Annotated in this window: 10 protein-coding genes; 7 read left to right on the top strand and 3 right to left on the bottom strand. The window is 56.8% G+C overall.

Annotation, left to right across the window (positions count from 1 at the left end):
- Positions 1-199: 199 nt before the first annotated feature.
- Positions 200-1,456: a mechanosensitive ion channel domain-containing protein gene (locus tag AFL22_RS15395; RefSeq protein WP_010245507.1), complete on the top strand. Its 1,257-nt coding sequence runs from the start codon at positions 200-202 to the stop codon at positions 1,454-1,456.
- A gap of 54 nt (positions 1,457-1,510) precedes the next feature.
- On the opposite strand, the gene AFL22_RS15390 is transcribed toward AFL22_RS15395, so the two are convergent.
- On the bottom strand, positions 1,511-1,807 hold the full coding sequence (locus tag AFL22_RS15390) for a hypothetical protein (RefSeq protein ID WP_029519032.1): 297 nt from the start codon (positions 1,805-1,807) through the stop codon (positions 1,511-1,513).
- Positions 1,808-2,233: 426 nt separating this feature from the next.
- Here AFL22_RS15390 and treZ point away from each other — a divergent pair, with 426 nt between their 5' ends.
- The 4 genes from treZ to AFL22_RS15370 all read left to right on the top strand — a co-directional run bounded on the left by treZ (position 2,234) and on the right by AFL22_RS15370 (position 9,569).
- Positions 2,234-4,018, top strand: a complete 1,785-nt coding sequence (gene treZ, locus AFL22_RS15385; RefSeq protein ID WP_033767117.1) for a malto-oligosyltrehalose trehalohydrolase — start codon at positions 2,234-2,236, stop codon at positions 4,016-4,018.
- Complete coding sequence (gene treY, locus AFL22_RS15380) at positions 4,015-6,543, top strand: malto-oligosyltrehalose synthase (RefSeq protein WP_052271710.1); 2,529 nt, start codon at positions 4,015-4,017, stop codon at positions 6,541-6,543. The genes treZ and treY overlap by 4 nt, the downstream gene beginning before the upstream one ends.
- A 59-nt stretch (positions 6,544-6,602) precedes the next feature.
- On the top strand, positions 6,603-8,678 hold the full coding sequence (gene glgX / locus AFL22_RS15375; RefSeq protein ID WP_010245519.1) for a glycogen debranching protein GlgX: 2,076 nt from the start codon (positions 6,603-6,605) through the stop codon (positions 8,676-8,678).
- 126 nt (positions 8,679-8,804) lie between these two features.
- A complete protein-coding gene (locus tag AFL22_RS15370) occupies positions 8,805-9,569 on the top strand; it encodes an SDR family oxidoreductase (protein ID WP_010245522.1) in 765 nt (254 codons plus the stop codon).
- Between the two features lie 114 nt (positions 9,570-9,683).
- Here AFL22_RS15370 and AFL22_RS15365 read toward each other — a convergent pair whose 3' ends face one another.
- Positions 9,684-9,959: a hypothetical protein gene (locus AFL22_RS15365; RefSeq protein ID WP_010670051.1), complete on the bottom strand. Its 276-nt coding sequence runs from the start codon at positions 9,957-9,959 to the stop codon at positions 9,684-9,686.
- Positions 9,960-10,501: 542 nt separating this feature from the next.
- Here AFL22_RS15365 and AFL22_RS15360 point away from each other — a divergent pair.
- Positions 10,502-11,041, top strand: coding sequence for a TetR/AcrR family transcriptional regulator (locus AFL22_RS15360; protein ID WP_052271709.1), 540 nt, complete (start codon positions 10,502-10,504; stop codon positions 11,039-11,041).
- On the top strand, positions 11,038-12,186 hold the full coding sequence (locus AFL22_RS15355) for an MFS transporter (protein WP_052271708.1): 1,149 nt from the start codon (positions 11,038-11,040) through the stop codon (positions 12,184-12,186). The genes AFL22_RS15360 and AFL22_RS15355 overlap by 4 nt, the downstream gene beginning before the upstream one ends.
- A 151-nt stretch (positions 12,187-12,337) precedes the next feature.
- On the opposite strand, the gene AFL22_RS15350 is transcribed toward AFL22_RS15355, so the two are convergent.
- Positions 12,338-12,571: a hypothetical protein gene (locus AFL22_RS15350; protein WP_010670048.1), complete on the bottom strand. Its 234-nt coding sequence runs from the start codon at positions 12,569-12,571 to the stop codon at positions 12,338-12,340.
- Positions 12,572-12,728 lie beyond the last annotated feature (157 nt).

Here is a 12,728-nt window from a genome sequence, read left to right as displayed (position 1 = left end):
GATAAAGCTGTTATCGGCCAGCGCGGCGTTTATCTGAGTGTTGCACCAGAGAGGGTAACAATCCGCAGGATGGAGGGTGCTGCCAGCGCGCCGTTACGCAAAAAAAGCGGTGCGGCTCAGCCTGAACGCATTCGGCGCTTAACAACCGTCCCCGTGCTGTGGTTGAATTCGCCCCTTATCTTTTTTGCACGTGGTTATCATGCATTACATTCAGAGTCTGATGAGTTTTATTGAGGGAAACAGGGTACTGTCGATCAGCTTCAGCCTGTTGCTGCTGATTATGGCCGGGATGGTCACTCACCTGATCTGCAAATTTTTCATCGTCAAAGTGATCAGGAAGGTCTTTTTCAGCAGCCACAAAAAGGGCGTGCCGCTGGATAAAGATGTCCGCCTCTCTCAGAAGCTGTCAAATTTTGTGCCGGTGATTGTGGTCTACAATTTCCTGCAGTTTATGCCGGGCCTGCCTGAAAATCTGAAAGTGGCGATTCAGACCATCTGCGGCATCCTGTTTTTTGTCTATCTGTCGATCTTCTTCAACGAAGTGCTGGAGATTGTTAACAACTCCTATTCGCGCAAATCAAAACGCAAGAATCACTCGATCAAAGGCTATATCCAGATCGGAAAAATTCTGGTGCATATTATTGCCGCGATCATGATTCTGGCGATTATGTCCAACAAGTCGCCGGCGATTATCATCTCCTCGCTGGGTGCGGTCGCCGCGGTGCTGATGCTGATTTTCCAGCATACGCTGCTGTCGCTGGTGGCGAATATTCAGCTCTCCTCTAACGATGTGCTGCAACTGGGCGACTGGATTGAGATGCCGGACAGAAATATCAGTGGTGAAGTGATCGATATTGCCCTGCATACCATCACCATCCGCAACTGGGACAACACCATTTCGCGCATCCCGACCAAGAACTTCCTGACCGAGACCTACACCAACTGGCAGGCGATGTTCTCCTCGGGCGCACGCCGCATCATGCGCAGCTTTTATCTTGACCAGAAGTCGATCACCTTTGTGAATCAGGAGATGCTGCAGGCGATGAGCCAGATCCGCCTCGCTGGCGAATCGATCACTGAGCTGCTGGATGGGCGTGATATCAATGCCGTGGGCGACCGCTGGTTTATGGAGAACGGCATCACCAATCTGATGGTGTTCCGTAAATACCTGACCGCCTGGCTGGCGCAGCGTGACGACATTCAGAAAGAGATGTATATCGTGGTGCGACCGTTGAAACCGTCGCCGGATGGATTGCCGGTGGAGATCTACTGCTTCACCTCCTCTATTTTCTGGGCCGATTATGAAAATACTCAGGCAGCGATCTTTGAGTATATCTACGCGATGGCCCGCCACTTTGAGCTGCAGATTTATCAGCATCCGGCAGGATCCGATTTTGCCCGTCTGGCTCAGCCGCGCCCCGACAGCCGGGATGCACAGCAGAGCGGCGGGCAGTAACCAGAATGCGCGGTGGCGATCTGCCGCCGCCGTGATTCACGTTTGCTCAGCGCATTAACTTTTACTCAGCGCATAGTTCAGCACTTTGTCATTTTTCATCTGCACGGTCAGCGTCTGCCCTTCGGTGGTATTCAGGGTGCGCGCCTCGCTGTAGTTCCACTTCAGCAACCGCTGCCCGTCCGGGTAAGGCGTTTCACTGTCAGGCTGACCAAACAGCGCGATCAGCTGGGCTTTGGTGGTCTGACCGGCATGAATTTGCTGCAGATTACTGCTGTCCAGCCTGTGTCCGACCCGGTTAGAACAGGCGGAGAGCAGCAACAACAACGCGGCTAACAGAACTCTTTTCCTCACGTAACATCCTTCTGAAGTGTTCAGCGCCGCAGGTCATCCGGAGCGACCTGCGCCATCGCGCATAAGCTTATAGCGAATCGGCGCCATCTGGCAGGCTTTTCTGCGCCTGGCTCCTGCTTTCGCCCTGCCGGATGCAGATTCACAGCAATTAACGCAAATTAATGCCTCTCTACCCCCCGCCGCCCTGCGATTGCAACATCTTAGTCTATGATTACTCACTGTATGCCGCGTGGAAGCGGTCTCACGGCCCGTTTTCCGCCACACCACGCTGAATACCAGTCCGGCTTTCTGACTGAAGAGACGCGCCAGCCCACCTGGCCTCCTGGTCTCGCTGATAGCTTTAAGATTTTTTGACGCTTGCGTCATCGACATCCTTTTCGTGCGGTGGCCACCATCGCGCATTTCCAGGCTAAATGAGGCAACTGAATGGAATCCAAATCTTTTTTTAAAAGTTGGGGCGCTGAACGGGTTGCCAGCGACGAGGTGCGTTTCCGCCTCTGGGCAACCGGTCAGCAACGCGTGACGCTGCGGCTCTCCGGTAAAGACATTGAGATGACGCCGCAGGCTGACGGCTGGTTTGAAACTCAGGTCGCTGGTGTGGCAGCCAATGCCGAATATGATTATGTGCTGGCCGATGGTACAGCGGTGCCCGATCCCGCCGCCCGCGCTCAGAAAGCAGAGGTCAATGGCCCGTCGCTGGTGATCGATCCTGACGCTTATCAGTGGCAGAACACGAGCTGGAAGGGTCGTCCATGGCAGGAGTCGGTGGTCTATGAACTGCACATCGGCACCTTTACGCCTGAGGGCACCTTCCGGGCGGCGATTGAGAAGCTGCCAACGCTGGCTGAAACCGGCATTACCATGATTGAAGTGCTGCCGGTGTCGCAGTTCGGCGGGAATCGCGGCTGGGGCTACGATGGCGTGCTGCTCTATGCACCGCATGCTGCCTACGGCACACCCGATGATTTTAAAGCCTTTATTGACGCAGCACACGGCCACGGTCTGTCGGTAGTGCTGGATATCGTGCTGAACCACTTCGGCCCGGAGGGCAACTATCTGCCGCTGCTCTCACCAGACTTCTTCCACAAAGCGCGCCAGACGCCGTGGGGCGCCGGTATCGCCTATGACGTTGATGCGGTGCGCCGCTATATCGTGGAAGCGCCGCTCTACTGGCTGCAGGAGTTTAATCTGGATGGCCTGCGCTTTGACGCCATCGATCAGATTGACGATCCCAGCGACAAGCATGTGCTGATTGACATTGCTGAGCGCATCCGCGCCTCGATTACCGATCGCCCTATTCATCTGACCACCGAAGATTGCCGTAACGTTACCTTCCTGCATCCGCGTGACGAAAACGGGGACGCTCCGCTGTTTACTGGCGAATGGAACGATGACTTCCACAACGCCGTGCATGTGCTGGCAACCGGTGAAAGCCACGCCTATTACCAGGATTTCGCCGACCAGCCGGAACAGCGGGTAGCGCGGGCGCTGGCAGAAGGCTTTGTCTATCAGGGCGAAGTCTCGCCGCAGTCGGGTGAACCACGCGGCGTGAAAAGCAGCAGCCAGCCGCCGGTCGCCTTTGTCGACTTCATCCAGAACCATGACCAGACGGGCAACCGTGCGCAGGGCGAAAGGCTCATCAGCCTGGCCGGCGCAGAGCGCACCCAGGTGCTGCTGGCGATGTTACTGGTCTCGCCACATATTCCGCTGCTGTTTATGGGTGAAGAGTATGGCGAAACCCGGCCGTTCCTGTTCTTCACCGATTTCCACGGCGATCTGGCCAAAGCGGTGCGTGAAGGTCGCGCCAGAGAGTTTGAAGGCCATGCCGGTCACGGCGAAACCGTGCCGGATCCTAACGATGTCACCACCTTTGAACAGTCGAAGCTTAACTGGCAGCGAACAGAAACGCCGGAAGGTCAGCAGTGGCTGGCGCTGACGCGTCAGCTGCTGGCCCTGCGTCAGCAACATATCGTGCCGCTGCTGCAGACCGCCGGTGGCGATGCAGGTCAGGTGGTGAAAACGGCGGAAGGTTTCCTCGCGGTGCGCTGGGACTTCCCGCAGGGCACGCTGTCACTGGCGCTGAACGTCGGCAACAGCACACAGCCGATCCCCGATCTGCCAGGCGAAACGCTGTTTGCCTGGCCGCAGGCCGCCAGCGAACTGATTCCCAACGCTATCGTGGTTCGCCTGGCTAAGAGAGAAGCAGAATGAATATTCCAACCGCAACGTACCGCATTCAGTTCCGCAACGGCATGACGTTTGACCGTGCGGCGGCGCTGGTGCCCTACCTGAAACAGCTGGGTATCAGCCATCTTTACGCGTCACCGATCTTCAGCGCTACTGCTGAATCGACCCACGGCTATGACGTGACCGACGTTAACCAGATCGAGCCGTCGATTGGCGGCCGTGAAGGATTTGATCGCATGGCTGCCGCGCTGAAAGCGGCCGGGCTGGGGCTGATCCTCGACATCGTGCCTAACCATATGGCCGCCTCGCTGGAGAACCCGTGGTGGCGCGACGTCATTGAGCATGGCGAACAGAGCCGCTATGCGCATTACTTCGATATCGACTGGTCACGCCGCCTGACGCTGCCGTTCCTCGGTGACACCTTTGAGGCGGTGCTGGCCAACGGCGAGATCAGCGTGAAGCGCGATCCGCAGACCGGCAAACCGGCGCTGGCCTACTTCGACAATTTCTATCCGCTGGCACCTGAGACCTGGCAGGATCGGGAAGAAGCAGTGCTCGCCCTGCGCGACGCGGCGGAGATTGCTGAACTGCATGACCAGCAGCCGTGGCGGCTGATGTCGTGGCGCGATGCGCCCAACGATCTCTCCTACCGCCGCTTCTTTGAAGTGACCGGTCTGGTAGGCGTGCGCGTGGAAGACAAAACGGTCTTTGATGCCGCGCATCAGCTGATCCTGGAACTGGTTCACAGCGGTGCGGTGCAGGGATTACGCGTCGACCACGTGGATGGCCTGGCCGATCCGCACGGCTATCTGGAACAGTTACGCCAGGCTGCCGGTCCCGACTGCTATCTCACCGTGGAGAAAATCCTGGGTGACAATGAACAGCTGCCTGATGCATGGCCGGTTTCCGGCACCACCGGATATGAATTTATGGCCGCACTCGCCAATCTGCTGGTCGACAGCGATCAGCTGAGCGGACTGCGCAAAGCGTATCAGGCCGTCATCGGTAAAACCGTTGATATGAAAGCGGAGCTGCGCGCCGCCAAACTGTTGATGGCAAACCGCAATTTTGCCGGTGAATTTAACCGGTTACTGCAGCTGGCACTGAAGATTGCCGACGCAGAAGGCACGCCACAGCCGGAAGCGGAACTGAAGAATGCGCTGCGTGAACTGCTGGTGGCGTTCCCGGTCTATCGCACCTACGGTACGCCGCAGGGCCTGACCCCAGCCGACACCGCGCTGTTGCAACAGGTGGTCAGCGAGGTCAAAGCCAGTGCCCATGCGCCCGACAGCCAGGCGCTTGATTTCCTGACCCATATTCTGCGCGCAGAGGTTGCCGACTCCGCTCGCGACGATGCCACGCAATTCCGCACCCGCTTCCAGCAGCTGACCGGACCGCTGATGGCGAAATCGGTGGAAGATACCCTCTTCTTCCGTCAGCACATGGCGCTGGCGCTGAATGAAGTGGGCGCTGAACCGCTGGCGCGCCACTTCTCGCTGGATCAGTTTCACGCTGAAATGCAGGCGCGGCGCGAACATCAGCCCGATGCGCTGTCGGGCACCTCCACACACGACACCAAGCGCGGTGAAGATGCGCGTGCGCGACTCTATACCCTTACCGAAGCGCCGCAACGCTGGGCGGAATGCGTCAACCGCTGGCGGGAGATGAACCACGATAAGGTCGTACGCCTGAAAGATGGTCCGGCACCCGAACCGGCCGTGGAGTGGATGCTGTATGAAGCGCTGGCGGGCGTCTGGCCAACCACCCTGCAGCCGCAGGATGCGGAAGGTCTGGCGGCGCTGGAAGCCCGCTTTGTGGTCTATGTGGAAAAAGCGCTGCGTGAAGCCAAGCTGCGTACCGACTGGGCCGACAACAACGACGCCTATGAGGAGGCAGTGCTGGACTATGCCCGTCACCTGCTTGCGCCCGCCAGCAGCAGCTTCCTCAGTGACTTCTGCCAGTCGCTGCAACCCTTTATGCGTGCCGGTCTGGTTAACAGCCTGACCCAGACTGTGGTGAAGCTTACGGCGCCTGGCGTACCCGATATTTATCAGGGCAGCGAGGCCCTGGACTTCAGCCTGGTCGATCCCGATAACCGCCGCGAACCCGATTTCGACGCGCTGGCGGCGATGCTTAACGCGCCACAGCACGACGGCAGCGAGGCGCACTGGCTGCGCGGTCAGGTCAATCAGCAGGCGATTGTGAAGCTGCTGACACTGCGTCAGCAGCAGCCTGCCCTGTTCCGCCACGGTGACTATCTGGCACTGTCGGCAGAGGGCGAGCAGCAGAATAATGTGCTGGCCTTTGCCCGCACCGGACAGGATCAGGCGGTGATAGTGGTTGTGTCACGGCGGGTCTTTAACCAGCTGCCGGCGAATCTCGACCAGCCGCCCGCTGCGCGCTGGGCTGACACGGTCATTGCGCTGCCCACCGCACTGGGCCAGCGCCGCTACCAGGATGTGCTGACCGGTAAAACGGTGGCTGCGGGCGACCAGTTGCCGCTTACCGGGCTGGCATCGCAGTGGTGTGCCGTGCTGGTGGCACAGTGATTTACGGAAAGAACTTTTTTTATTACGCGTCAATCTGTTCATTGAATAACGAGGCATAAATGTCAAACAGTCAGCGTTTTGAAATTACGGCGGGATACAGCCATTTACTGGGGGCCAACTTTGATGGTCAGGGCGTGAACTTCGCCCTGTTCAGCGCCCACGCCGAGCGGGTTGAACTCTGTCTGTACGATCCCAGCGGTAAAACGGAAATTGCCCGTCTGGAGCTGCCGGAATATACCCATGAAGTATGGCACGGCTATATTCCGGGCCTGCAGCCCGGCGCGCTCTATGGCTATCGCGTTTATGGCCCTTATGACCCGGAAAATGGTCATCGCTTTAACCCGAACAAGCTGCTGCTCGATCCCTACGCCCGTGAACTGGCGGGAGACATCGCGTGGAACGAGGCGCACTTCGCTTACGATCTCTATCATGACGATAAAGATCTGACCTTCGACAGCCGCGACAGCGCGCCGTTTACGCCAAAGTGCCGGGTGATCGATCCCAACGAATTCGACTGGCAGGATAAAAACCGCCCGAATGTGCCGTGGCCGAAAACCGTCATCTATGAAACCCACGTTAAGGGCTTCACGCAGCTCAACACCGCCCTGCCACCTGAAATGCGTGGCACCTTTGACGGCATGAGCCACAAATCGACTGTCGACTACATCAAAAGCCTGGGCATTACCTCGGTCGAACTGCTGCCGGTACACTGGTTCCCGGATGACCAGCACCTGCTGGATAAAGGGCTGAAAAACTTCTGGGGATATAACACGCTGAACTTCTTTGCCCCCGCCACCCGCTACTTCGGGCCGCGCGGCATTCAGGGCTTCCGTGACATGGTGCGAGCCTTCCATGATGCCGGTATTGAGGTGATCCTCGACGTGGTCTACAACCACACCGCAGAGGGGAATGAGCTGGGGCCAACGCTGTCGTTTAAAGGCATCGATAACTTCTCCTATTACCGTACGTTGCCAGACCAGCATCGCTATTACATCAACGACACCGGTACCGGTAATACCGTCAACACCTCGCATCCGCGTGTGCTGCAGATGGTGCTCGATTCGCTGCGTTACTGGTCTGAATCAATGCATATCGACGGCTTCCGTTTCGATCTGGGTACCATTCTCGGTCGCGAGCCTGATGGTTTTGACCCGCGCGGCGGCTTCTTCGATGCCATCATGCAGGACCCGGTCCTGTCGCAGAAAAAGCTGATTGGTGAACCCTGGGATATCGGTCCGGGCGGCTATCAGGTGGGCAGCTTCCCGCCAGGCTGGGCAGAATGGAACGATCAGTATCGCGATACGGTGCGTGACTACTGGAAAGGCAACAACGTCTCCACAGACTTTGCCGCCCGCCTGCTGGGTTCCGGCGATCTCTACGATCAGCACGGTCGTCGTCCATGGGCCAGCGTCAACTTTATCACCGCGCACGATGGCTTCACCCTCAACGATCTGGTGTCGTACAACGACAAACATAACGCGGAGAATGGCGAAGACAACAACGACGGCCACAACGACAACCGCTCTTACAACTACGGGGTTGAAGGCCCGACCGATGATGAAGGCATCAACGCGGTGCGCGAGCGTCAGAAGCGCAACTTCCTCGCCACGCTGATCTTCTCACACGGTACGCCAATGCTGCTGGCGGGCGACGAGTTTGGCCGCAGCCAGATGGGCAACAACAATGGCTACTGCCAGGACAGCGAAATCTCCTGGGTACACTGGGATAACCTGCCGGAATCTGCCGAGGCGCTGCGCGAGTTCACCCGCCAGATCCTGACGTTACGTGCTCAGCAGCCGTTACTGCGCCGTGAAAACTGGCGTGATGGCATGGATATCAAATGGTTTAACGCCGGTGGCGGCTTCCAGCAGGCTGAGCAGTGGGATGAGGGATCAACGCTGGGCGTCTATATCGGCCGACCGGACCTCCAGACCGAGGAAGGCATCTGGCACGACGTCCTGATGCTGTTCAATCCGTTTGAAGGCAATGTACCGTTCCAGATCCCGCAGTTTGGTGAAGGCGGCTGGGTGCTGGAACTGACCACCAGCGACACCGCGAAGCGCGGTCTGGTGATCACCAAAGAGAAGGATTTCGAACTGGAAGGACGCAGCTTCGCCCTGTTCAGACGTCCATAGCCGCTCACCCGGTTAAAAAGCAGTCATCTGGCGCAGCGCATTTCGCGCTGCGCTTGTGTTTCTGGCGATCGCTGCCAGGCTTAACCGGTTGTTAACAGTGAGAATTGATGCTGAAAAGGAGGCATAATGTCCAGATTTACGCAGAAAGTTGTGGTTGTGACAGGTGCCGGATCCGGCATTGGCGAAGCCAGCGCAAAACGCTTCGCTGAAGAGGGTGCATCAGTGGTGCTGGTGGGCCGTACCGCGCAGAAACTGGAAGAGACGCTGGCCGACATGACGCCAGGCGATCACCTGGTGGCTGCCTGCGACGTCTCAGAAGCCGCACAGGTTAAACAGCTGTCAGAAACCGTGCTGAAGAAGTATGGCCGTGTTGACGTACTGGTAAATAACGCTGGCGTCATCGTGCAGGGCCGCATCCATGAAGTCGACCTCGACGCATGGAAAACCCTGATGAAAACTGACCTTGATGGGGTTTTCCACGGCGTACACTATTTCATGCCTGCCCTGTTAAAGAGCAAAGGCAACGTGGTTAACATCTCTTCCGTTTCCGGTTTAGGCGGCGACTGGGGCATGAGCATCTACAACGCGGCTAAAGGGGCGATTACCAACTTCACCCGTGCGCTGGCGATGGACTACGGCGCAGATGGCGTACGGGTCAATGCAATCTGTCCCGGCTTTACCTTTACCGATCTGACCGAAGATGCCAAACAGGATCAGGCGCTGCTGGAGCGCTTTTACGACCGTATTCCACTGCGCCGGGCCGGTGAAGCGGATGATATCGCCCGTGCCATTCTCTTTATTGCCAGCGATGAAGCCAGTTATATTACCGGCGTTAATCTGCCGGTCGATGGCGGAATTACCGCTTCAAATGGCCAGCCTAAACAGGCTTAAATAAAGAACAGGGCAGCGTCTTTACGCTGCCTTTTTTTATTCTAACCGGCCCGCAGCATTAATTCCCTTTATTATCCTTCTGCCACAGCAGAACAATAACTGCCTGCATACAAATTAATGTTTTGGCGTATGGCGGGTTGGCGTTGCCGCGCGTGCCGGTTTAATTGCCGTGCTGCTGCTGGTCGGGCAAATAAAAGTGCTGAGGCAGGCATTACAGAGTATGGCATTAGCGTGATGGACTTTCGCCACGGCCAGCGCCTGCTGGCGGGTATAAAGCGAACCAATAAAAACGCGTTTATCGTTCTTTGACAGATTAACGCAACCTTCTTTGTGTAAAATCCATCCACCCATGGGACGCGGGCACAGATAATAGTAGCTGGCTTTGAGCATGGTAGTCATCCTGATAGTTGCTGTATGTATCTTAAAAAACGAACCAAAATTCGTAAGAGGTTTTTTTTGTAATCTGAAGCTTTATTAAACTAACTGAGAATTATCCCTAAAACCACTTTATTGCGTAAGTCTGGCTGACTTTGAGAATATGCCCTTTTTCATTGCTTATGTCGCTTCAGGCATTCCACGCGCTGTAACGCCCTCACCCTCACTGTCGCCCCGCTTACATTTATACTGCTAATGCATCATTAAAAAAGCAAAAAACAAAATAAAATTTAAAAAACAATAGTTTATAAAATCAATCCGCGCGCCATGGGTGACGCGCTACTCAGATATGATTAGAGCAGAAGCTGAAAAATATCATCCCCGCAGGGGTATTTATGAGTATTGATAAACTGAACCTGAATAAGAGTGAAAGTGGTGCACAGTGTGCCTTTAAGCGGAACGCCAGCTCCCCTGGCATCAGGGATTTATCAATACCGGCGGGCGTAATTAACAGCGACCGGCTTGAAAAAGTAAAACGATCGGTTTACTTTTAAAGCATGAAAAAGAGAAACGATATCATCCAGGCCGCCGAGCGGCTCTTCTACACCCACGGTTTCCACGCCACCAGCACCGACAATATCTGTCGCGAAGCGGGCGTCTCTACCCGCACGCTCTATCATCACTTCGCCTCACGCGAAGCGCTGACCGCAGCGGTACTCGACGCGCGCGAGCAGCGCTTTATGGCCGATCTGCTGCCACCGCAACAGCCTGATGCGATAGCGCATCTGTTCAGGGTGCTGGGCGAGTGGACGGCAGCGAACGGTGCCCGTGGCTGCTTCTTTCTTAAAGCCTGGGGAGAGTATGCCGAGCGGGACAGCGAACTGGCCGCTCAGGCGCTGGCCTTCCGGGCCACGATGCGGGCTTATATCACCCATTGTGTGACGCATCTGCGTGGTGCTGAAAATAAGTCGCTGAGTGATGCTATCTGGATACTCTTTGAGGGTGCCATTACCACGGCGCTGATTACCGGTCCCGCCGCTGCTCAACAGGCGGCGCAGGTCGTCAGTCAGTTACTTCAGAACAGGGCGACAGGATGAGATCGCCCATCGCGCTGGCGCTGACCGGCTTCAGCCTGATCGCCGTGACCTATGGCATGGCGCGCTTCTCATGGGGATTGATGCTGCCCGCTATCTCAGCGGAGATCCCGTTCAACCCGCAGCAGGCGGGTATGCTGTCAGCCTGCAGCTTTGTGGCATATTGCCTCACCATTCTTACCGCAGCCGCGCTGGCGGATCGCTATGGCACCCGGCTGACGGCGCTGCTGGCCTCACTCAGTGCGACGGCGGGTCTGCTGCTGCTCGCCTGTGCCTCATCAACGCTGCTGCTGGCGGCCGGACTCTTTATTGCCGGATTGAGTGCCGGTCTGGCTTCACCTGCTCTGGCGGCGGCGGTCAGCGATCGAATTCCTGCTGCAGGTCAGCCGCGCATCAATACCCTGATCAATGCCGGCACCAGCGCGGGCATTATCCTGACGGTGGTCATCCTGAGCGTTCTGCCCGGCGGCTGGCGTGCCGCCTGTCTGCTGTTCGCTCTGCTGTCGCTGGCCTGTGTGCTGCCGGTGATGCGCGTGTTATCGGGTCACGCCGCCAGTCGTCCCACCAGAGTGCGTCACTGGCACCAGCGGCTGTATCGCCGCTCCATGCATCGGCTGATGAGTATTGCGTTGATTTCGGGTCTGGTCAGTGCAGCCTGGTGGAGCTTTGGGTCAGCGCTGCTGCGACAGCATGTCGGTGTGGATGAAGAGACCGCCCGCTTACTCTGGCTGATTGCCGGAGGCGCAGGCATCGTGGGTGCGGCAACCGGCCCGGTCGCTGCCCGTATCGGGCTGAAGGGTGTATACCGGCTCTCACTGTGCGGGATGGCAGTGCCACTGCTGGTGCTGGCCTGGAGTCGGGGCGAATCCACCGGTTTAGCGATCGCGGTTGCCTGCTGTGGCGCAGGTTACGTCACGCTATCGGGCGTGCTGCTGGTGTGGGGCGCACGCGCCACTGCTGAAGATCCGGCGACCGGCGTCGGCATCCTGTTTTTTATGCTGGCGGTGGGCCAGGTAGCGGGATCGCTGCTGTTTGGTCAGCTCTACGCCTCTTTGGGAGCCAGTACGGCATTGACGCTGTTTGCGGTCAGCGCCCTGCTGTTGCTGTTTATTGCACCCGCGCAGAACAGCAGCGAGTCGGCTAAATAAGCAGGCGTAAACGAATGGGTTGGCAGAAAACAGGGAAGTTAGAAATAGCGTCGATGCTATTTACCAGACAGTGCCAATATTATCGCCCGGAGAATGAGGAAATATTACGCAGGTGTTATGGCTGAAGCGATAAACTCATCGCGGCGTCCGTTCAGATCGCGCGGATATTTTTAATGCGTGGATTTATTTTCTGCTGAAGCAAATCTTCTTCGGGACCCAGATAATAAGGCACAGCACACTGCTTACCATCTTTGGTAAAAATAATCTGGTTATCATGCAGGAATAACGCAGTAAAATGGCCCAGTACCACACCATTTAATTCAAAGCAGTGATTTCTTGCTGCACGCAGCCCCTGCTTACTATTCAGAAAATCAACAAATCGCATCACGCTGCGCCTCCATTTAATAAATCAACCCCATCAGAACCGCGAAGATAATAGCCTTAATGCCGGCCCGGATCATCCGGCTGACGCTGTTTTCAGAATAGGCTTAATTACCATTCAGTAGTGGCACTAAACCGACGTGATTTTTTATCTGCTTCCT

The organism is Pantoea sp. CFSAN033090 (assembly GCF_001264395.1).
Classification (GTDB): Bacteria; Pseudomonadota; Gammaproteobacteria; order Enterobacterales; family Enterobacteriaceae; genus Pantoea; species Pantoea agglomerans.
This window is presented reverse-complemented; position numbering and strand designations above follow the sequence as displayed.